Source organism: Spirulina sp. CS-785/01, from assembly GCF_028330525.1.
Lineage (GTDB): Bacteria > Cyanobacteriota > Cyanobacteriia > Cyanobacteriales > Spirulinaceae > JAQMSD01.
Genome location: NZ_JAQMSD010000209.1, coordinates 1 through 21,987, shown reverse-complemented (window position 1 = coordinate 21,987; position 21,987 = coordinate 1). Strand labels below are relative to the sequence as shown.

Here is a 21,987-nt window from a genome sequence, read left to right as displayed (position 1 = left end):
ATGAGCTTTTTCTTCCATCAGCGTCCCAGTTGGCAACTCCCAGAGTCTCAAATTACCTCAGAATCGGCTTATTTTAACCGTCGTCGCTTTATCAAAACCCTCGTCGGTGCAGGAATTGCCGCATCTGCCACCTCCCTCGTCGGTTGCCAAAAAACCCAAGCGCAAAATAGTGAGTTACAATCCACCTATCTCAACTTACCGAAATTTGACCCCCTCCGCACGAATCCCAATTTTGCCAGCACGGAGCGTCCCATTACTGACCAAATTTTAGCCAGTAGTTACAATAACTTCTATGAGTTTGGGGGAAATAAGTCCATTTGGCAAGCAGCGCAAAACCTCCCCACGGAAGACTGGAAAGTGGAAGTCACAGGACTGGTAAAAAATCCCCGCACCTATGACTTAGATACGATTAAAAAAGAATTCTCCATTGAGGAGCGCATCTATCGTTTTCGCTGTGTGGAAGCGTGGTCGATGGTGTTGCCTTGGGTTGGGTTTCCCATGAAAGCATTAATGGAGGCCGTTGAACCCACCTCAGAGGCGAAATTTGTCAGTTTTACGTCTTTTTATGACCCAGAAATTACTACCGGGCCGGGATTTCATTTGGGATCATTACCTTGGCCTTATACGGAGGGGTTAACCATAAAGGAAATGGCCAATGAACTGGCCTTTTTCGCTATTGGAATTTATGGCCGAGAGTTACCGAAACAACACGGGGCCCCCCTTCGCATGGTAATTCCTTGGAAGTATGGGTTTAAGGGAGCTAAGTCTATTGTGAAAATTGAGTTTCTCAAGGAACAACCTGCCACTTACTGGAATACGATCGCGCCCAATGAGTACGGGTTTCACGCGAATGTTAATCCTAATGTTCCCCACCCCCGTTGGTCCCAAGCGACGGAGAAGTTTATTAGTGAGGGGCCGGATTTAACGTGGGAACGGAAGGAGACTTTTTTATATAATGGCTATCAGGAATATGTGGGGTCATTGTATGGTTAGGGGGTAACATGAGCCTTGGGTTCAACCCCAAGGCTTATATGTCATCTGGTTAATCAATATCAATCTTTAGTGTGCAAGATATCAATAATCTAGTCTTTTGACTAGGGAGTTGAGAGACAGTGGTTTAAAAACTCTTGTCCTGTAAGATTTAAGTCACGGTTGAGGGAAAAGGTAACGTTGCGGATATGGACGTTTTGCAGGGTAATTTGTAGGGGTTGGGGTAAGGGGTGGGGATAGACGAGAATTGCCTGTTGACAGTGTTTTAAATGGGCATAGAAGTTAATTTGATAGATGTCTGCGTTGGCGGCCTGTTGGGGGGTTTTATATTTGGTGTCGAGGACGCAGATGGCTTGTTGAGTAGCGCGATCGCAGATTACCATATCTAAGTTAAAGGTATTGTCTTGTAGGGTAATGTGTTCTTGGGTTTTCAGGGAATATTGGGGAGGCAAATGGACGCTTAACCAGTTGGCCACAAATTGTTCATATAAGCGGGCCATATCCACTAAAAAGGGGACTGTGGTTTGTTTTCCTTGCAGGTGACTGGGGGTGAGGTTGGCTAAAAAGAAGCGACAAAGGGCGTGTAAGGGTTGATAATCTTGATTGAGACGGTTATAAGTTGGTGTGGTGCAGTCTTGGACGGTGCAAGGGGTGAGGGTGGCGATGTTGTGCAGGGCATGATAGGCTTGGCGTAATTTGGTGGTGGTGGCTGGCTGACAGATGCCACTCCGCGCAATGAGAAAGACAGTCCAGAGGAGAATTTGATTACTGGGGATGTCGCTGGTGTGGGTTTCGTAGTGACAATGGAGTTGGGTTTGCCAGGGTTTTTCGAGGGTTTTACGCAGGTTTAAGCGTCCACGTAGGTAGCTGAGGGTTTGGGTTTGGGGGAGATAAGTGCGATAGAAACCTTGGCGTTTTCGGGTTAAGATGCGATCGCATAATAACCGCGCCAGTCTATCATACAGTTCCGGGAGGGTTTCGCAGTTCACCAACCCGTCTAACCAATGAAAACTCCGCAATTGATAAGCATAGTCTAGCATTCCCAGTAATTGCTTTAAGGGAACTTTAGGCCGGATAAAGAGTTGTAAGTTAGGAGTAAGCGGAATTTGACCAACCCACCCTTTCGGTTTGAGTTGCCATTGTCCTCCGGTTTTTGGGGAGGGAAATTCAAGGTCAATTTGTTTAGCATACTTTTTCCAAATTAATTGGCCAATCTCTTCGGGTAAGGTATCTTTAGGAAAGGTTTGTAGTTGATATTCGGTAAGTTCAAGAATGGTTGGCGTTGGCATTTTAAGACAAGAGTTGATTTTGGATACTATTCCAACGAAAGTCCTCAACTTGCATTAAGTTATCAAAAAAGTATTCTTCTAAATAGGGTTCAATCTCCATTTGCCAAATATCGGCAATAGTTTCGGTTAAATTATCTTGTAAAAAGAAAGAGATACCGATCTCATAATGCGGATCGTTAATGGTTTGATTAAGTTGAGTGAGAATAGTGATTAAAGATTCAATCGGAAACGGTGTATTTTGATGATAATTTTGGAGAATCTTATAATTTGGGGAAAGGGTGATAAATGCAAAACGTCTGCGGAGTGCATGATCTACTAAAGCAATTGAGCGATCTGCGGTGTTCATTGTGCCAATAATTCGGACATTTTCGGGGATTGTGAAGGGTTGTCCACTGGCTAATTTAATAGCGCGATCGCGAACTATAAGTCTACGGTTATCGTGTCTTAGTTATTAGCTCGAAATTAATTTGTTCAACAATGACTAAATTACTTAAAACAAATCCATACCTTTTTGAATGAACCAATCAACAAGACGCTCTATTACTTCTTGAGCTACAGATCCACCCAACAAACTTGCAGCTTTACCAACTATTTGTGCAATCCGGCTACGTTTTTTCATGCCAACTGCTTTACGAAGTTCTTCCTGAACTTCAGCATCTTCACGGATCATTTTGATCATTGCATCCTTCATTTCAGATTCAGAATAGGCTGCCATATTTTTCTCCTATATATCTTGTTCTGTTAAATCAAAAATAAGTTTGTTTTCCTCTTTGTTTTCCTCCATGATAACTATATTGCAACATTTTTTTGCTTCTTCGAGTGAGACATTATTCATTTTCTCGTCATTAACAAAATTGCTAAAACGGCCAATAGCTTGACTTCCCAATTTATCAACGATAACACGCATCAGTTGAGCTAAGTTATACTTGAATTTTGAGGAACAAGGAATAAACTGCTGATTTTGATAAAGTCGTTCAAAAACTTTTTTATGATCAGGATATTTTTCGATCAGCTTTTTTAATTCGTCTTCTTCTAAAAGACCGTGATATCTTACTATATATTTATCAGAATTCAGGTTAATTTCTCCTGTTGTATCAAACTCACTATCACAATAAGTTTCTGAAGTGATTAAATTTTTATATTGACTCAAAAAGCAGTTTCGATAGTACAAAGACTTATGTTTGAATATTTTTTCGTGATCAGGTCCCGGAGTGAATAGACCATCATCTTTTGTCCTTTTTATAAAAATCCAGGGGCGCGGATTAATTAAATCTGCTTTTGTCATCACGAAAGCAATTTTACCTAGTAGTTGATTTTTCGTTTGTTCGGGAAAACCATCTAAGAGTTTAGCTATAGATTCTAAATCAAAGACTACAGCGCGATTATCAATATGAACAGCCCAGATTACGACATCTGATTCTTCTAGTTTCTTTCGGTAGTTCTTTAAATACTCTTGATCAGGTTCAAAAGATTCACCGATTCCTGGTAGATCATAAAAATGAAGTTCATGTCCTGATTCATCTTGAGTTGTATATGACTCAATTTTTTTAGTACATGGTTGAACTGGGTCAGTCTTGAATTTAGTATTGAATAAAGCATTCACTAAAGATGATTTACCAACTCCAGTTTGTCCCATAATGGAGACAACAAAGGGCTTCTTATCCTCTTTTTTTATTTCTTCATGAACTGTTTTTTCTAGATTTTCTTTATCTTTCTCCTGAAACTCCTGTACATTTATATTCTTCTCCTGTGCATTCTTATCTCTTTTGTTTTTCTTTCTATCCCAAAAACTCATATTCAACTCCAAAACTTTTAGTTAACATTAAATACTCCTGCACCAACTCATTTCCACGTTCCCCGAACTCTGCAACTTTGTACTCAATAACCTTGAGTGCCAACAGTGAAGGTCTGCTATCAAACCTCTCCCAACGGCTCACGGTCATAAACGTCACTCCTAACTCATGGGCAAACTCTTGAGTCAGTCCAAATTCTTGGCGTAAAGCCCAAATTAACTGATCGATTGCAGGTTGATTCGCTTTTATAATTGGTTCAGTCTTCATTTTTTTGTATCACTAATCAACTGATATATCATTTGTTAAACCTAAAAATGTAACAATCCTTCACTTTATTTTCTTAGGCTAGTTAATATTACTGATAAGCCAATGTAGCAAAAAGGACATTTTCAGTTTTATGAGACTCTTGTCCCCATCATATTTTTATGGTTCATCAGTGGTGATAACCAGTTGTCAAGGGATGTTCGGGATGCGATTCGCAATCCAGACAACGAATACCGGATTCCGTATAAGCCTTGGGTTTGAACCCAAGGCTTATACAAAATGCCCCAAAGCTAGAATTAGGTGGGCAAAACGCCCACCCCATCACCATTTATTTATGCACCACTGCGTAACTTATCGAGAACGCTGCGGTCTTCTAACGTTGAAGTATCACCCGCCACCTCTTGGCCAGAGGCTAAATTCCGCAGTAAACGACGCATAATTTTACCGGAACGGGTTTTGGGCATTCCGTCGGTGAAACGGATATCTCCTGGACGCGCGATCGCGCCAATCTCCTTAACCACGTGCTGCTTTAACTCATTACTGAGATCATCAGACGCTTCGTACTCCCCCTCCAAAGTGACAAAGGCCACCACTTCTTCTCCTTTCACCTCATCGGGCCGGCCCACAACCGCGGCCTCAGCCACCGCAGGATGAGACACCAAAGCAGACTCCACTTCCATCGTCCCCAAACGGTGTCCCGACACACTGATCACATCATCCACACGGCCCATCACCCAGAAATAGCCATCCTCATCCTTGCGTGCGCCATCTCCGGCAAAATAGAGATATTGGCCATCTTTGGGGGGGATATGTTCCCAATAGGTGCGACGGAAACGGTCATCATCCCCATACACCGTCCGCATCATGGACGGCCAAGGATGCTTAACCACCAAATAACCGCCCTCATTCTCCCCAACCGGGTTGCCCTCTAAATCCACCACATCCGCCATAATACCCGGAAAGGGTAACGTCGCAGAACCCGGTTTGGTGGGAATTGCACCCGGTAAAGGCGTTAACATAAACCCACCCGTCTCCGTTTGCCACCAAGTATCCACAATGGGACAACGACCGCCACCAATGACGCGATGATACCACATCCACGCCTCCGGGTTGATGGGTTCGCCCACCGTGCCGAGAATGCGCAGAGAGGACAAGTCACGGGCATTGGGGTGATGTTCTCCCATCTTAATTAATGCGCGAATGGCAGTGGGGGCCGTGTAAAAGATACTCACCCCATATTTTTCCACCACATCCCAGAGACAACCGGGGTTAGAGGGACGGGGGGCCCCTTCATACATTAAGCTGGTGGCCCCGTTGGAGAGAGGCCCATAGACAATGTAACTATGTCCCGTGATCCAACCTACATCGGCAGTACACCAGTAAACATCCGTCTCTTTTAGATCAAACGTCCATTTAGTGGTGATATGGGTGTAAAGGTTATATCCTCCCGTAGTGTGGACAACCCCTTTCGGTTTGCCCGTTGTGCCACTGGTGTAGAGGATAAACAGGAGGTCTTCACTGTCCATGGGTTCGGCGGGACAGTTGGCGGAAACCCCCGCCTGTAGGTCATGCCACCAGTGGTCGCGGCCTGCATCCATGTGGACTTTTTCTTGGGTGCGTTGAACCACCAGCACATTATCCACACTGGGAACGCCATTGTCTCGTAAGGCTTCATCTACGGCGGGTTTCAGGGGGATAGTTTTATCTTTGCGAAACCCACCATCGGCAGTGACGACTAATTTTGCTTCTGCATCTAATAACCGAGTGCGTAGGGCCTCGGAACTAAACCCGCCAAAAATTACGCTATGGGCAGCCCCGATTCTAGCACAAGCGAGCATTGCGATCGCAGCCTCCGGGATCATGGGCATATAAATTCCCACAATATCCCCTTTCTTCACCCCCAACTGTTTATACACATTAGCCATCTGGCAAACTTCCCGATGAAGTTGTGCATAAGTCAGCGTCCGACTGTCCCCGGGTTCACCTTCCCAGATGATAGCCGCTTTGTTGCGTCGCCAAGTATTTAAATGGCGATCGAGGCAATTATAGGAAATATTGATTTTTCCATTAACAAACCATTTCGCGTGGGGGGGTTGCCAGTCGAGGACTTGATCCCACTTCTGAAACCAGTGTAACTCCTGTTCGGCCAGTTCAGCCCAGAAGCCTTGGGGGTCTGCTTTCGCTGCGTCGTACAGTTCCCGATATTTTTCCATACTGCCAATAATGGCATTTTCGGCAAATTCTGCCGATGGTGGAAAGTTGCGTTTTTCCTTGAGGATAGACTCGATGGTGGGTTGTGTCATTCGTAATCTTTGCTACAAGTTTCCTTGTCAACTACGATACTGCTTTCAGGGGGGGATACGTTTGTTTTTTTTGCGTTTCTTTACGATAAGGGGAAAGAGTAATCGGAAAGACACCTTACTTTTTCCTAATTGCTAATTACTAATTACTGTTTACTAATTACTGTTTACTGTTCAACCCCCAATCATAATCTAAATAGCGCACTTTATAATCCCCGTCTCGCAAATAGTCCGCCTTCGCTTCACCCAGATATTCACTCATAAAATTTAAAGCCGCTTTTTGCTTTTTCGTGCCATTAAACCCAGAATCGGGGATATATTCAGGCAACCAATCCTCCCCAAACCAATCAAAAATAGTCGAAAGATAAACAACCCCTTCCTCTCGGTCAATTTGTAACCCGTGTTCTCCTTCAACCCAGCGTTTTATTTGGTCATCTAATTGACGGTCTAAATTTTCTCCAGTGTAGGGTTCTTGACGTAACACCGGACAACTAATCGACGCACAATTAATGGCCCCATGAATACGCGGTTCATTAAAATCCACTCTCAGGGTTTGATGTTCAATATCATCAAGGGTTTTAGTTCCGTCTAAAATGGGATAACGGCGAATTGTCCAAACGCCAAAAATATCCTTTATACTCGATTTAATCGGGTCTTCATCAATAATCGCTTGTAGAGTAAAACTATTATAGGCATTAATCCAGAAGGCAATTTGTTTATCCTCTGACCAAGATTGATAGGTTTCTGGGGAAATTTGGGCCAGGGATTGGTTAAACTGGTCTAGGGGGTCTCGATTCTCCTGTAATGCTTGATAATCGACAAATCCTTGATCATCCACATAAGTTTCTAAAACCTTCGCGTAGGGATCATAGTTGAGGGGTTGGTGAGTTTGGGTTTCCTCTTGGGAAACGTTGGTGGATGCTTGGGTAAAGGGGAGTGAACTACATCCAGTCAGGAGAAGCAGGAGAGGGAAGACGAGGAGTCTGGTTTTCATAGGAGTTTGAGGCAGTTTTAGTCGATCACTTACTGAAAAGTATGGCAAAGGATTCTGAAAAATTGCTGAATGATCCAAAATTCCCTTGATGGGGATTTAATTTGTATTATTTTACGCTACCTTAATATGCTTTGGGTTAAAACCCAAGGCGAATAGCTGAAACCCATTAAAACGGGTTGCCAATCCGCAAATTAGGGCTTACCATAAATTGATTTAATACAAATAACGCTTTGAAATTGCCATTTTTGCTGATTCCCTATTATAGTCGCTTCCCCTCCCCTAAGACCAACTCCACTGAGGGAGGAATGTCACCAATGGGGGGAACAGAATAATTAAAACTAAAACAATTAATTGCAGGATAATAAACGGAATAGCCCCTCGATAAATATCCTCGGTTTTCACTTCCGGAGGGGCAACCCCTCGCAGGTAAAACAAGGCAAACCCAAAAGGGGGAGTCAGAAACGAGGTTTGCAGGTTGGCCCCCAAAATTACCCCATACCACACTAAATCTAACCCTAATTGTTGGGCCACTGGGGCAAAGATCGGGATGATAATAAAAGCGATCTCGAAAAAGTCGATAAAAAAGCCGAGAATAAACACCACCAGCATATTAACCGCCAAAAACCCGATCGCGCCCCCAGGCAAATTTGCTAAAATCTCCGTCATAAAGCGATCGCCATGTAACCCCCGAAACACCAAACTAAAAGCCGTCGAACCAATTAAAATAAAAATCACCATACTGCTAATGCGTAACGTCGCATCACAGGCTTGTTTCAGCGATCCCCAACTTAAACGACGATTCAACCCCGCCAAAATAATCGCCCCCAAAGACCCCACGGCCCCTGCTTCCGTCGGAGTCGCCACCCCAAAGAAAATACTCCCCAACACCAAAATAATTAACAACAATGGCGGCAACATCACCGTTATCACCCGTCGGCCCAACGCCTTTCCCCCAATTTCCCGGACCTCCTGGGGTAAGGCCGGGGCCAACTCCGGTTTCAGAAAAGCAATAATTAACACATGAAGGGCAAACGCCCCGGCCATGAGGACTCCTGGAATTAAGGACCCCATAAACAAATCCCCCACCGAAATTCCCAACTGGTCCCCCAACACCACCAACACCACACTAGGGGGAATAATTTGGCCCAGGGTCCCCGATGCAGCAATCACCCCCGTTGCCAATTGCTTGTTATAGCCGTACCGTAGCATGATGGGCAGGGAAATTAACCCCATGGCCACCACCGTTGCGGCCACAACCCCCGTCGAGGCCGCTAACAAGGCCCCCACCACTACCACTGCTAACGCTAACCCCCCTCGCAACCGTCCGAATAATATCCCCATCGTTTCCAAGAGACGTTCCGCAATGCCTGTTTTTTCTAACATTGCGCCCAAGAAAATAAAATAGGGAATAGCCAACAGAGTATAGTTGGACATAATATTAAAAATCCGTTGGGGCATCGCGGTCATAAATACCGGGTCAAAAATGCCGAAAATTACCCCAACTAAACCGAATAAAATGGCCGTTCCCCCCAACGAGAAGGCCACCGGATATCCAAATGCTAGTAAAAGTAATGCCCCCGCAAACATGACGGGGCCCAGCCAGTCATAACCCATGTTTAACTGTCCTCCGGTTGAATATTTTTAATGATGGCTATGTTTTTAATAATTTCAGAAATGCCTTGTAAAATGAGTAAGACAAAACTCACCAGAATCATAGATTTAATGGGATAACGAGGCAGTCCGCCGGGGTCTGGGGACATTTCTAGGATTTTCCAAGAATTATAAATTGTTTCCCAAGAGAAGTATAAGATCATCAGACAAAAGGGAATTAAAAAGAGAATTGTCCCTAATAAATTAATCCAGGCTTTCCGTTTTCTATTCCAGTTTTTATAGAAAACATCGACTCGGACATGACCTTGTTGTTTTAAGGTATAGGATGCCCCTAATAAGAAGATAATGGCGAATAAATACCATTGGGTTTCAATTAAGGCATTGGAGGTCAAATTTTGCCCCAACCAACGCCCAATATACCGCCCAATTACATTCCAAACCCCAATTGCAACCATGACTAAAACAAACCAATAGGTGATGCGTCCTACCCAGTCGTTTAGGGTGTCTATTATGCGGGAGAGTTTTAAGAGTTTATCCATGTTTTATTTAGGTAATAGGGAATAGGGAATAGGGAATAGTTGGTTTTTATTTGTATGAACCTTGGGTTAAAACCCAATGCTAATAGCGAAAACCCGTTAAAACGGGTTAATATTAACTATTAAGTATTAACTATTAAATATCAACTATCAACTATTAAGTATCAACCCGCAACTGTTAACTATTTTCTTGTTACGAAATTCGTAAAACTCAATTGATTAATTTGATTCCAGCGCATGACTTGATCGCGGAATTGTTGCCAGTTTTCATAAATTTCTTTAAAGGTAGCATCATTACTGGCATCTTGTTCATAAATATCAAACGCCGCTTCTTGTGCCGCTTCCATGATTTCTTGGGAATAGGGCGTTAGTTGTACTCCGTCTTCTTCAACTAATTTAGTTAACGCGGCTTGGTTGAGGGCATCATATTTCGCCAACATATTAATATTGGCCTCTCTTGCCGCCGTTTTAAAGGCTTCTTGGTATTCCTTGGGGAGATTATTCCAAGCATCTAAATTGACTTGGGTTTCTAGGGTTGCACCGGGTTCCCACCAACCGGGATAATAGTAGAAATCGGCGGCATTTTGTAAGCCTAATTTCTCGTCGTCATAGGGGCTGACAAATTCCGCCGCATCTATGGCCCCTCGGTCTAAGGCTAGGAAAATTTCACCACCGGGGAGGACTTGGACATTTACGCCTAATGCCTCCATGACTTTCCCGCCTAAACCCGGAATGCGCATTTTTAAGCCTTCTAAGTCGCTAACGGTTTGAATTTCTTGTTTAAACCATCCCCCCATTTGACCTCCGGTATTCCCGGCAGGAAAGTTGATAATATTAAAGTCGGAGTAGAGTTTGTGCATGGCTTCTAAACCACCGCCATGATATAGCCAGGCGTTTTGTTGTTGGGCGGTGAGGCCGAAGGGGACTGTTGTGCCGAAGGCGAGGGCGGGGTTTTTGCCAATGTAATAATAACTGGCGGTGTGGCCAGCTTCGACTGCCCCGGTTTGGACGGCATCGAGGACTTCTAGGCCGCCGACAATTTCTCCTGCGGCAAAGGGGGTGATGGTGAAGCGGCCTCCGGTAATTTCTTTGATGCGGTTACAGACGGTTTCGGCCCCTCCATAGATGGTGTCGAGGGATTGGGGCCAACTGGTGGCCATGCGCCATTCTACGGTGGGGAGACTGTCGGTGGCGGTGGTTTGGGGGGTTTGGCTACAAGCGGCGAGGGTGGTGGTGGTGGCACTGGCGATCGCAGCTTGAGTGAGAAATTTTCTTCGTTTCATGATATCTAGTCCAAGATCAAATCAGTAATCAGCATCCGAAGGCAGGAGGCAGATGGCAGAGGGTTAGAAACTAATCACTGTAAGGCTTTTAGCCAACTTTCGGCGATTTTTAGGTTCACCGAGAGTAATATACACCTTTCATCAAGGGCTTTTCTAGGGTGCGCTTTGCTGGAATGTCTCTCCGTAATGGGAGATAACCCTATCACCGACGGGGAAAACCAATTCACTCTCAGGCAACCGGATTGTTTCTGCTGTTAACCAACGGATAAGGCATTTTAACAGCATTGGGCCATGTTCAAACAGCATTCTCTGTTCAAGGATGGGGGAAGACTTTTACAATAGGAGGAATAGGGCAATGTGTTGGTCGATGATGGCTAAACTAGCAGTAGTTGGTCATCCTTGAGTCGTGGGAGGTTATATCTGTATGGCTGGACATAGTAAATGGGCGAATATTAAACGCCAAAAGGCGAGGGTGGATGCGAAGAAGGGGAAAACCTTTACGCAATTATCCCGTGCTATTATTGTGGCGGCGAGAAATGGGAGTCCTGACCCAGAGGGCAATTTTCAACTGAGGACAGCTATTGAAAAGGCGAAGGCCGCTGGGATTCCTAATAGTAATATTGACCGGGCGATCGCAAAAGGGGCCGGGACTTATACCGATGATGATACCAATTATGAGGAAGTCCGCTATGAAGGTTATGGGCCGGGCGGTGTGGCGGTTTTAATTGAGGCGTTTACTGATAACCGCAACCGGACGGCTGCCGATTTACGGACGGCGTTTAGTAAGAATGGGGGAAACCTCGGTGAGACGGGGTGTGTGAGTTGGATGTTTGACCAAAAAGGGGTTGTCTTACTAGAAGGGGAATTCTCAGAAACGGCACTTTTGGAAGTCTCGGTGGAAGCGGAGGCCGACACTTATGAAATGTCGGATGATCCCGAAAATCCAGGGGCGGAAGTTTATACACAAGTGAGTAATTTGGATAATTTAACCAAATCTTTGCAAAATCACGATTTTCCGGTGAAGGAAGCGGAATTACGCTGGATTCCTAGTACGTCGGTGGAAGTGACTGCTCCCGATCAGGCGCGATCGCTATTAAAATTAATGGATGCCCTAGAATCCCTCGATGATGTACAAAATGTCACCGCTAATTTTGAGATGGACGAAGATTTGGCAAATGTCGCTATGGTGTAATGGAGAGTTGATAGTTGATAGTTGATAATGGAGAGTTGATAATTTAAAATTACCAGTTATCCTCCTTGACAAACAACAAATAACCAAAACTTAACCCCTAATTGAACTTCCCATGACTTCCCATCTTGCAGACATTTTAATTGTGGATGATATCCCCGAAAACCTGCGTCTTCTCTCCACGATGCTGCAAGAAAAAGGCTATAAAGTTCGTAAATCCATTAGTGGCCGTCGGGCTTTACAAGTCATTGAGACTATTCCCCCAGACTTAATTCTCTTAGATATTCGGATGCCGGAATTAGATGGTTACGACGTTTGTAAAATCCTCAAACAAAAAGAAGATACTCGCAATATTCCAATTATCTTTATTAGTGCCTTAAATGATCCCACGGATAAAGTAAATGCCTTTGAAGTGGGGGGAGTGGATTATATTACCAAACCCTTTCAACTCCAAGAAGTCTTAGCCAGGGTGGAAAATCATTTAAAAATTTGTCAACTGCAACAGAAACTCCACCAACAAAACCAACAACTGCAACAGGAAATCCGCGATCGCACCAAAGCCGAAAACACCCTCCGCGTCTATCTCCATGCCGTCTCCCACGACTTGAGAAACCCCGTTGTCGGCATGAGTATGGTACTGAATACCCTCCTAGAGAAGCAACAAAACGACCATCTCACCCTCCCCCGCAAAACCGTCCAACGGATGACCAAAAGTTGCGATCGGCAGTTAAACTTAATTAACTCCCTCGTCGAAACAAACGAAATTGAAATTTGGGGTGTTCACCTGGACCCCTCCCTCCTCCACCTCCATGAATTTCTCAACCCCCTCATCGCCGACTGGCAACCCATTCTCGAAAAAAATCGCGCCACCCTCACCAATAATATCCCCCCCGACTTACCCCCCATTCACGCTGATGGAGATCAACTTTGGCGAGTTTATGAAAATTTAATCGGCAATGCCCTCAAACATAATCCCCCCGGAATTACCATTAATTTAGATGCAAAACTTGAAGATTCCCAGCATATTATTGCTTCTGTAAGCGATAATGGCTATGGAATTGACCCCCAAAAGGCCGACACCTTGTTTGAACTGTATCAACGGGGAGAAAATACCGGACGGACTGTAGGTTTGGGACTCGGCCTCTACCTTTGTCGCCAAATTATTGTAGCCCATGGGGGGGAAATGGGAATCACGAATCCCCCCCAACCCGGGTCAACTTTTTGGTTTAGCTTGCCCACTTTGCAAGAAACAGTACCATGACTTACCCTAGTGTTAAATCTTCTAAGCCTAATATTTTAGTCATTGATGATCATCAAGATAACTTAGACCTGCTGACACGAATTCTCCATAAACAGGGATATCGGGTTCGGCAACTTCTCGATGGGAGGGAGTCATTCGATACAATTCAAGATAGTCCTCCTGATCTCATTCTCTTGGATATCCGAATGCCAAAAATCGACGGATACGAACTTTGCCGTCGTCTGAAAGCCTCATCAGAAACCCAAGAAATTCCAGTCATTTTTATGAGTGGGTTAATTGAAATCCAAGATAAAATTTTAGGGTTTGAAGTAGGGGGCGTGGATTATATTACCAAACCCTTTCAATATCAGGAAGTTTTGGCCCGGGTAGAAACCCATCTCCAACTGCGCAATACTCAAAAAGAACTGCAAATCCTCAATCAAGAATTAGAACAGCGTGTCCAACGACGAACCCAACAACTACAAACGGCCAACCGTAAGCAACAGGAACTCTTAGACCTCTTAGAAGCAAAAAACCAAGTTTTACAAGAAACTGATCGTCTCAAAGACGAGTTTATTCAAACCGTATCCCATGAACTAAGAACTCCCCTAAATAGTTTAACGGGTTTCTTGCAATTGGCCTTAGATGGGATGTGTCGGAGTCGAGAGGAAGAACAAGAGTTTCTGCAAGAGGCCAACGAGTCCGCAACCCATTTACTGGGGTTAGTGAATGAAATTTTAACTGTGGCTAAAATGAAGGCCGGACAAATGTCGCTACAATTAGAAATTATTGATCTTCAGGACTCGTTAAAGTCGGCTTTAACTTCCTTAGAGACGCAATATAAGGCAAAACCCTTAGATATTCAACTGAATTTTACGGCTGACGTTCTTTCTGTGGCCGCAGATTCCTCTAAACTCTTACAAGTCTTTCAGAAAGTCATTGAAAATGCCATTAAATTTACCCCTCAAGGTAAAATTACCATTACGACGACTCAGGATGTAGATTGGGAAACTTGTCGCGCGATCGCGCAAGTTATAATAGAAGACACTGGAATTGGAATAGACCCCAAACAGCAAAAAAATCTATTTCGTCCCTTTGTCATGTTAGATGGTTCTACCAGTCGCCAACACAATGGCCTTGGCCTCGGCCTTGTAATTGCCCAACAATTATTAAGTTTAATGGGAGGAACAATAAAGTTAGAAAGTCCAGGAGAACATCAAGGAACAACAGTAACCATTCGTTTACCCATAGAAGAACAATTATTAGTTGATACTTGATACTTGAGAGTTGATACTTGATACTTGATACTTGAGAGTTGAGAGTTGAGAGTTGAGAGTTGATACTTGAGAGTTGAGAGTTGGTAGTTGGTAATTAATAGTGGATAATTAAATGCTCAGGCGTTACACAAAGAACCAACAACCAACAACCAGCAAATCACTCATCCCAAATATTTGCCACTGTATAGGGACCGCCTTCTAACTCCCAGAATTGGCCGTGGACATAGCGACGACCGCGATCCAATTTAGCAATTTCCTGCATATTTTCCTCCGTCAACGAAACCTCCGCCGACGCAAGATTTTGCTCAATGCGAGACGGGGTGACAGATTTGGGGATGACTGCTGTATTGCGATGAATCCCCCAACTAATTAAAACTTGTGCTGGGGTGATATTATGTTGTTGCGCGATCGCATGAATAACCGGTTCTTCCAGTAAAATCGGCTCATCTGCGGCCTTAATTCCTGCGGGGCGATCGGGCGATCCTAACGGAGAATACCCCGTCACATGAACCCCATTCTGTTGGCAAAACTGCACCAAATCCGACTGTTGCAAATAAGGATGCAACTCAATTTGATTCATCTCCGGTTTCAGTCGTGCCGACTTTAACAAAGAGTCTAACTTCGTCTGACTAAAATTAGACACCCCAATATGACGGCACAATCCCTTATCCACTAACGCTTCCATCCCTTCCCAAGTTTTCTCCGGGGGTAAATCCGCCAGTGCAATCATCTCCTCTGCGGACTGGGGAAAAGAGACTCCCTTCTTCAACACAACTGGCCAATGGATCAGATACAGATCAAGATAATCCAACTGTAAATCCCCCAGCGTCTTTTCTAACCCCGGTTGCACATCTTCAGGGGCATGAGAATCATTCCAGAGTTTGGATGTCACCCAAAGTTGCTCTCGACTCACAACCCCCTCTTGAAAGGACTCTGACAAGGCTTTGCCGATTTCCGGTTCATTGCCATAAATCAACGCGCAATCAATATGTCTATATCCAACACGCAAAGCAGCTTTAACCGCTTCATACACTTTACCAGGTTCAGATTTCCAAGTACCGAGGCCGAGAATAGGCATTTGGTCGCCATTTTGAAATTGTAAGGCTTTCATCGCTTGTTCTCCTAGTGTGAGTGTCCATTATTCTTGTTTCACCTTAACCCTGATTGGGCAAAGGAATAAACTCCGTCTCCCCTGGCACGGAGGCAAAATTCCCCGCTTTCCAGTCTTGTTTCGCCTCTTCGATGCGTTCGAGACGACTAGAGACGAAATTCCACCACTTGTAACGCATTCCTAACCGTTCTCCTCCCACAACAATACAACGTCCTCCTGTATCTGCGCTAATCTCCACTGTATAATTGGGTTCTAGGATGGCGAGATGATGTTGGAGTTGGGGGGATTCATTGAGGGTAATCCCCTCTGTCACAGTATAAACGGCTCGTTCGCTGTAGTCATCGGTTAGGGTGAATTTGCCCCCTGTGGGGAATTGAATATCAAGATATAAAATAGGCGAAAATGTTTGTACGGGGGAGATGCGATTATAGGCTTCTCCGGCAATTAGTTTCAGGGTTGCGCCATTTTCTTCCCAAGTGGGAATGTCTGAGGCCGGGTGGTGATGGAAACTGGGGTCTGTGTCTTCGACTTCTTCGGGGAGAGCAACCCAAGTTTGAACACCATGTAAGCGGGATTCTGGGGTGCGTTCTGCCTCTGGAGTCCGTTCCGAATGGGTAATCCCGCGGCCTGCAATCATCCAATTCACCGCCCCTGGCTTAATTTCTTGCACCGTTCCCAAGCTGTCTCGATGGAGCATAGAGCCTTCAAAAAGATAGGTGACGGTGGCGAGGTTAATATGGGGATGAGGCCGCACATCTACCCCTTGTCCTGGGGGAAAACTGGCGGGTCCCATGTGGTCAAAAAAGATAAAGGGGCCAACCATAGATTGCTCGTCATGGGGTAACAGTCGGCGGACTTGAAACCCGCCTAAGTCTTTAATCTGAGGTTGAATAATTTTTGCGATCGCGCGATTCATAACTGTTCCCCCCTTGATTCTTCAAAGCTATCTACTCCGCATTATGCCTTTTTTTCCGAAAAGCCCAGTGAACAAAATTGCGGTCTAATCCCAAAGGATAACGGGAAAACAGCCACCCCTTAAACCAAGTCGTTAATTGAGGAATAATCAGATAGACCAACAAACCCACTGTAACAGCAGCCTTGAGGGATTGAGCCAGTAACCAAGGCAAATTCGCCAAAAGCGGCGCAATCACTGGCCCCACCGTCACAGAAACTATCATCACCCCCACCCAGACTAAAAACGCCTGTTTATAACGAGTCGGGGCCGGGTGGCGGGGTTGTTGAAACCAAGACTCTAACCCGGTCAAAATTTGAATATTTTCCTTTTCTTGAATGAGGGGTTTAACCCGTTCAATCCAGGCTTTGCGGGTGTCGGAACTAAGCCAACGGTTAAGATGATCGCAAGTTTCAAACTGCACCACCAGCACATAATCCGCAGGAGAGGCACTGGGTTCAGGCCGGAGAATATTAACCCCAATATACCCGTCAAACTGCCTCGCCACCGCCGCAATCCCTCGAATCCACTCCTCATACCCTTTTTCTCGTCCTGCCCTCACCCGATGGGAAATGACGGCTGTTACGTGGTGCGATTGGTGAATCTGAGACTGATTCATAGAAGACGTTTCCCCATTCTTTGCTCACAGAGCGTGTTGGCCAACTTTCCCTATGTTAGCGAAATTCAGGGGCTTAGGAAATTATACTTATGGGAAATTTTAGGTTTTGCCTGATTATTTGAAAACTGCATAAGTTTCTTGGGCTGAGTCATAAGAAGAATATAGAACAACAAGGAGACTAGCGATTATGAGTTTACCCATCGTGATTACCCCTTATTGGCAGGAGAGGACATCTGAGGATGAGGACGAGTCTTGCCCCCCGACCATCAAAGGGGCGAATTTTAGCTATGCTAACCTGGCAGGGGCAGACTTGCGGGGGATGAATTGCGATCGCGCGGATTTCAGTTACGCCAACCTCGAAGGAGTCAACTTAGAAAACGCCGATCTCTCGAAAGCCAACCTCCAAGGGGCAAATCTCCATCGGGCTAATTTAAAAGGGGCAATCTTACCGAAAATGTTCTCCCTTGTCCGTTGGGAGCATTCTGACAGCGATGGGATGAGTGATCCGAAACTACTCTAAAACGCCATCTATCGGCTAATCTGCCAAGGGCGCAAAACCTGCGCCCCTCCCGTAGACCCATTATTTTTGGTAATATTGGAATCATATTCTTTATAGCACATTATGGACTTGAGTTGCTGAACATCCTCCTTCACAATTTATAAAGCGTTACATTATTTTTGATAAAAAAGAAGTATAAAAAATTACATTCCAACAATCTCGAACCAGAAAAAAATCAGCGAAATCACTACAAACAACCCGGTTAAAACCAAACTCTGCCTATCACACTGCTGCAAACTCTTGTGAGACGTAACTTGCCCATATCCCCGTAACAACATCGCTTGATAAACCCGCTTGGAACGGTCATAACTCCGTACCAATAAACTCCCTGTTAAACCTGCTAATAAATTTAACTGACGACGACTGAAGCGGGTACTTTGAAACCCCCGTAACTGCATCGCTCGCTGCATCCTCACCCTAGTTTCTCCTAACTCCTCCAAATACCGATAGGCCAATAAGGCCATATCCACCAACTCTGAGGGAATGCCTAAAGAGCGCATGGCCTGTAAACTGGTGGGGAAGGGAGCAGTGCCAAATAAGACTAAACTCACGGTTAAAATACAGAGAAAGCGCGTCACAATTAAGATAACTGCTTCTCCTCCCTCCTGCATGATCTTTAACCCTCCCCACTCCCAAAGGGGGGTGTCTCCCGCAAAAAAGGGCAAAAAAATTACAATGACGACAATAAAAAAGCCGGGATAGCGTAAGCGACTGAGCCAAAAATTAAAGGGGAGTTCTGAGAGTCTATATAATATCCCTGTTACTACTACCATGAAGGGGAGAAGCGGCAAAGTTTCGACAAAGGAAAAGGCAAAGATTAAACTTAATAATCCGACCAATTTAGAACGTTGTTCCCATTGGTGGATGAGGGAGTTAAGATGGGCGTAGCGATCTAGGGCAAGTTTCAAGGATCAATTCTCAGTAAACAGTAATCAGTAATCAGTAAACAGTAATATGCTATCCGGTTAATACTATGTAAGTATTCAGGTTGACTAGGCCATCCCCCTCTTATCCCCCTTAAAAAGGGGGAAGCCAGAAGCCAGAGGAGGCTTCACTCTTTTCCCCCCTTTTCAAGGGGGGTTAGGGGGGATCATCTGAATGCTTACATTACTATTTTAAGCTCTAAGCGAGCTTACTACGAACTTATTAAGCCCTTTGGTTGATTACGAATGGCACGGTCTAGAATGGACAGGAGAGCCTATTTGTGCCTCGCTGATGTCAGTTTTTGGTTAAGGTTCGCTAACTTTGAGGACTTCGGGTTTGACTCGTTCTAAAAAGACAATGACCATTACTGTAAATGAACCTTCGATGAGGGCTTGAATACTGTACCCGATGAGAGACGCATAGATGGCGTTTCGTTCTAGATCGGCGTTTAATTCTGGGGGAATGGTGGTAATGGTGATGATGACAAAGGTGGCCGCTGAGAGCAATAATGCTCCACCTCCGGCTAAAAAGACGGAGATTTTCCGCCACAGGGGAGGGGTGCGTTTTCCCCGTTGACTCCACCAAAAGCCATAATAGGCTAATAGGGCGGGAATCCCCATCATGGCGGTATTTACGCCTAAGCTAGAGATGCCCCCATGGCCAAACATCACCGCTTGGAAAAATAAGCCGATGAGGATGGCCGGAAAGGCATAATAGCCTAGAATAATCCCCATTAAGCCGTTTAAGACTAAATGAATGCTAGAGGGGGGGATGGGGATATGGATGAGGGAGGCCACAAAAAAAGCGGCTGTGAGTAACGCTGCTTTGGGGATGTTGGCGGTGGGGTCCGAGTCTTGGCGAATTTGTCGGACTGAAAACCAGGTGGCCCCTCCTGTGATCGCATACCCTGCGATCGCAACTGTTGGAGGTAAAAAACCGTCGGGAATGTGCATTACTCACCTTTCTTGCGTAAAAAGAACAAGGCCGTCCCCACACAACCCCAAACGCCGACAACCGCCATCACCCCTTTCTGTAAGGGACTATAACCCGTCGTGTTGGTGGTAGCCTGGGTGATGGTAGCCGATTCGGAGGTTGAAGCCGTTTCTGCTTCCTGCTCTTCCAAGGGAATACTAATAATATCCCCATGGCCCGATTGCCGCACTTTTACCTCCCAATTTCCCCTTTGGTCAGGATCAGGGACAAAGGTAAAATTTCCCTGTTCGTCGGTGACTCCCTGCACCCAAGGAGTCGCCGGATCATCAGGAGAATACACCGTCACCTGGGCCTCTCCCATAGGGGTCCCACTGTCGTATTTGGCAGTAATTTGAATGGCCTCCGTTTGGCGATATTCAATATTACTCCCGTGGGCCACAGCTTCGCCCATTCCCGCTAACACGGGAACACAAGTTAATACACCTAAGAGTAAGTAACGCATAATCGCCTTCTATATACCAAATCGTGATTCAATTAAGAGGTCGTTCCCATTTCTCGACAATGACCTTCTCCCACATGGCCTAAACCCACAATGGCTTCTTGGAGTTTAGCGTAAGTTTCCGAGTCGAGTTCGGCCTCTAACGTAGCAAGATCGGTTTCTAAGGTGTCACCCTCGGCTAAGGCGGCCATAGGGTCAAACCCCACTGCACCTGTGTTAATCTCGTCATCGGCAGGAGCATCCCCATCTCCGAAAATATGGTCAAAGTGGAACGTGGCTTCCACTTCGGCGGAGTCTTCCCCTTGGACAATACCTTTCCGTTGGTCGCCGACAAACTCCCCACAGGTGTAGGTGAGGGGTTGGTCGAGGTTCAGGGTAAAATCAATGGTTTCTCCGTCTTTGCTGGCTTGGCCGACGAGTTTAATGGCACTCCCTGCTGCTTCACCACTGTCTGCGGGAACAACAGACCAAGCGAGGGCATTATACATCCCGGTTGGGGCTTTGGTTTCTGTGACGGCAATGGGAGCGGCGGTTTCGTCTCCTGCGGCCAAGTCAACGGTTTCTGTGTCTTCGACTAAGGCGACTTCTTCGACGCTTTTTAAGTCTGTTTCTTTATCGGGGTCGTAGGGGGGATCGGTCTGATAGGCGGTTACGTCGGCTAGGTTAGCATAGACGTGATCAAAGCTAATTTCCCAACCATCTTTGGTGACAAATCCTTGACGCACAAAGTCTTCCCCATTGGCAACGAGGGTTAATGTGCCTTCTGCGTCGGCGGTTTCGCTGCTTTCGGGGTTGGTGGTTTGTTCTGTGCCGGTTTCGGGGGAGTCTTCTGAGGTGACTTCGGTGTCACTGGGGGTTTGCGTACTGCACCCCAAGATTAATGCTGGCATAAAGATGCCAAGGAGGATGGGTTTAATCCTGGGTTTAATCCATTGTGTTGACATGAGCATTCTCGATAAAAAAGCAGATTGATTCGGCTTAGATGGTTGTTTGCTTTTAGTGTTGGGGGTTTTTGCTGGGAAAACAATCCCCCTAGTGGGCATATAATGGCAATTGTCAGATTATTTTCAGATTTGAGGGAGAGGACAGAGGGCTTGTCAAACGAAGGCAGAAGGAGGAGGGGTGTCACCTTAATACGCCTTGGGTTTCAACCCAAGGCTAAGAGCTTAAACCCGTTTTTAACGGGTTGCGAGACGAAGGAGTAGGGGCAATTCATGAATTGCCCCTACGGTCAGGGGTGAAAGAAGCTCGCAAGGAAGTTTACTACGAACAGATCAACAAGATCTGAAGACTTACTTACATGAGCAGAAAACCCCGTCTGCCTTCTGCCCTCTGCCTTCTGCCCTCTGCCTTCTGCCTCAAGAGCCCATAACCAACCACCAATAACCAAACCCCAATCATGAATAATCACTGACACAATTTATTGACAATTATTGAGCAAAATGTTCAGATCATAAAGAGTAACTCGTTACCCTCGAATTCTAGTCAGCACCTCTTCCTTGAAGGAAGAGGCTTCGTGCCTTCCTTCAAGTAGCTGACCAGTCTCTGTCCTTCATGGACTCCGTTTCCTAAGCCATCAAACCCTAAAATGCGTAGCTAGTTTTAGGCTCTTTGTCTGGTCATT

22 protein-coding genes and 1 pseudogene are annotated in these 21,987 nt (G+C 45.4%); 6 read left to right on the top strand and 17 right to left on the bottom strand.

All coding sequences use genetic code 11. The features are described 5' to 3' along the window. Complete coding sequence (gene msrP / locus PN462_RS13755) at positions 1–993, top strand: protein-methionine-sulfoxide reductase catalytic subunit MsrP (RefSeq protein WP_272128907.1); 993 nt, start codon at positions 1–3, stop codon at positions 991–993. A 101-nt stretch (positions 994–1,094) separates the two neighbouring features. Here the strand turns inward: msrP and PN462_RS13750 are convergent, their stop codons facing one another. From PN462_RS13750 to PN462_RS13730, 5 genes are all read right to left on the bottom strand, one after another. Continuing rightward, complete coding sequence (locus PN462_RS13750; RefSeq protein WP_272128905.1) at positions 1,095–2,279, bottom strand: McrC family protein; 1,185 nt, start codon at positions 2,277–2,279, stop codon at positions 1,095–1,097. A 1-nt stretch (position 2,280) separates the two neighbouring features. Continuing rightward, a complete protein-coding gene (locus tag PN462_RS13745; RefSeq protein ID WP_272128903.1) occupies positions 2,281–2,625 on the bottom strand; it encodes a hypothetical protein in 345 nt (114 codons plus the stop codon). A 144-nt stretch (positions 2,626–2,769) separates the two neighbouring features. After that, positions 2,770–2,994, bottom strand: coding sequence for a hypothetical protein (locus PN462_RS13740; protein WP_272128900.1), 225 nt, complete (start codon positions 2,992–2,994; stop codon positions 2,770–2,772). 9 nt (positions 2,995–3,003) lie between these two features. After that, entirely contained in the window at positions 3,004–4,074 is a 1,071-nt protein-coding gene (locus PN462_RS13735) for a GTPase family protein (protein WP_272128896.1), read from the bottom strand. Beyond that, positions 4,058–4,339, bottom strand: coding sequence for a helix-turn-helix domain-containing protein (locus PN462_RS13730; protein ID WP_272128895.1), 282 nt, complete (start codon positions 4,337–4,339; stop codon positions 4,058–4,060). The genes PN462_RS13735 and PN462_RS13730 overlap by 17 nt, the downstream gene beginning before the upstream one ends. 147 nt (positions 4,340–4,486) lie before the next feature. On the opposite strand from PN462_RS13730, the pseudogene PN462_RS23570 reads away from it, so the two are divergent. Next, positions 4,487–4,567, top strand: a pseudogene (locus PN462_RS23570) (type II toxin-antitoxin system VapC family toxin); the annotation flags it as partial. 101 nt (positions 4,568–4,668) lie between these two features. On the opposite strand, the gene acs reads toward PN462_RS23570, so the two are convergent. The 5 genes from acs to PN462_RS13705 all read right to left on the bottom strand — a co-directional run bounded on the left by acs (position 4,669) and on the right by PN462_RS13705 (position 11,060). Continuing rightward, positions 4,669–6,639, bottom strand: coding sequence for an acetate--CoA ligase (acs, locus tag PN462_RS13725; protein WP_272128892.1), 1,971 nt, complete (start codon positions 6,637–6,639; stop codon positions 4,669–4,671). Positions 6,640–6,796: 157 nt separating this feature from the next. After that, entirely contained in the window at positions 6,797–7,630 is an 834-nt protein-coding gene (locus PN462_RS13720) for a DUF547 domain-containing protein (protein ID WP_272128891.1), read from the bottom strand. Positions 7,631–7,909: 279 nt separating this feature from the next. Beyond that, entirely contained in the window at positions 7,910–9,244 is a 1,335-nt protein-coding gene (locus PN462_RS13715) for a TRAP transporter large permease (protein WP_272128889.1), read from the bottom strand. 2 nt (positions 9,245–9,246) lie between these two features. Continuing rightward, complete coding sequence (locus PN462_RS13710; protein ID WP_272128888.1) at positions 9,247–9,780, bottom strand: TRAP transporter small permease subunit; 534 nt, start codon at positions 9,778–9,780, stop codon at positions 9,247–9,249. A gap of 179 nt (positions 9,781–9,959) precedes the next feature. Continuing rightward, positions 9,960–11,060: a TRAP transporter substrate-binding protein gene (locus PN462_RS13705; protein WP_272128886.1), complete on the bottom strand. Its 1,101-nt coding sequence runs from the start codon at positions 11,058–11,060 to the stop codon at positions 9,960–9,962. 424 nt (positions 11,061–11,484) lie between these two features. Here PN462_RS13705 and PN462_RS13700 point away from each other — a divergent pair, with 424 nt between their 5' ends. The 3 genes from PN462_RS13700 (at position 11,485) to PN462_RS13690 (ending at position 14,766) form a co-directional block, all read left to right on the top strand. Next, positions 11,485–12,252 (top strand): YebC/PmpR family DNA-binding transcriptional regulator, encoded by a 768-nt coding sequence (locus PN462_RS13700; RefSeq protein ID WP_272128884.1) that lies wholly within the window; start codon positions 11,485–11,487, stop codon positions 12,250–12,252. 112 nt (positions 12,253–12,364) lie between these two features. Continuing rightward, positions 12,365–13,510 carry a hybrid sensor histidine kinase/response regulator gene (locus PN462_RS13695; RefSeq protein ID WP_272128881.1) on the top strand — a complete coding sequence of 382 codons (1,146 nt, stop codon included), beginning with the start codon at positions 12,365–12,367 and terminating at the stop codon, positions 13,508–13,510. Continuing rightward, complete coding sequence (locus tag PN462_RS13690) at positions 13,507–14,766, top strand: hybrid sensor histidine kinase/response regulator (protein ID WP_272128878.1); 1,260 nt, start codon at positions 13,507–13,509, stop codon at positions 14,764–14,766. Before PN462_RS13695 ends, PN462_RS13690 begins: the two co-directional genes overlap by 4 nt. Positions 14,767–14,923: 157 nt before the next feature. Here the strand turns inward: PN462_RS13690 and PN462_RS13685 are convergent, their stop codons facing one another. The 3 genes from PN462_RS13685 to PN462_RS13675 are packed head-to-tail and all read right to left on the bottom strand — an operon-like array spanning position 14,924 to position 17,448. Beyond that, positions 14,924–15,877, bottom strand: coding sequence for an aldo/keto reductase (locus PN462_RS13685; protein WP_272128875.1), 954 nt, complete (start codon positions 15,875–15,877; stop codon positions 14,924–14,926). Positions 15,878–15,920: 43 nt separating this feature from the next. Beyond that, positions 15,921–16,793 (bottom strand): pirin family protein, encoded by an 873-nt coding sequence (locus PN462_RS13680; protein WP_272128873.1) that lies wholly within the window; start codon positions 16,791–16,793, stop codon positions 15,921–15,923. Between the two features lie 31 nt (positions 16,794–16,824). Continuing rightward, entirely contained in the window at positions 16,825–17,448 is a 624-nt protein-coding gene (locus PN462_RS13675) for an antibiotic biosynthesis monooxygenase (RefSeq protein ID WP_272128870.1), read from the bottom strand. Positions 17,449–17,635: 187 nt separating this feature from the next. Here PN462_RS13675 and PN462_RS13670 point away from each other — a divergent pair, with 187 nt between their 5' ends. Beyond that, positions 17,636–17,968, top strand: a complete 333-nt coding sequence (locus PN462_RS13670) for a pentapeptide repeat-containing protein (protein WP_272128867.1) — start codon at positions 17,636–17,638, stop codon at positions 17,966–17,968. A gap of 182 nt (positions 17,969–18,150) precedes the next feature. Here PN462_RS13670 and cbiQ read toward each other — a convergent pair whose 3' ends face one another. From cbiQ to PN462_RS13650, 4 genes are all read right to left on the bottom strand, one after another. Then, on the bottom strand, positions 18,151–18,915 hold the full coding sequence (cbiQ, locus tag PN462_RS13665) for a cobalt ECF transporter T component CbiQ (protein WP_272128864.1): 765 nt from the start codon (positions 18,913–18,915) through the stop codon (positions 18,151–18,153). A gap of 321 nt (positions 18,916–19,236) precedes the next feature. Next, complete coding sequence (gene cbiM / locus PN462_RS13660) at positions 19,237–19,884, bottom strand: cobalt transporter CbiM (protein ID WP_272128862.1); 648 nt, start codon at positions 19,882–19,884, stop codon at positions 19,237–19,239. Then, complete coding sequence (locus tag PN462_RS13655) at positions 19,884–20,366, bottom strand: carboxypeptidase regulatory-like domain-containing protein (protein ID WP_272128859.1); 483 nt, start codon at positions 20,364–20,366, stop codon at positions 19,884–19,886. The genes cbiM and PN462_RS13655 overlap by 1 nt, the downstream gene beginning before the upstream one ends. Positions 20,367–20,398: 32 nt before the next feature. Next, the gene (locus tag PN462_RS13650; RefSeq protein WP_272128857.1) at positions 20,399–21,307 is read right to left on the bottom strand and encodes a hypothetical protein; all 909 of its coding nucleotides are present in this window, start codon (positions 21,305–21,307) and stop codon (positions 20,399–20,401) included. Positions 21,308–21,987: the final 680 nt, after the last annotated feature.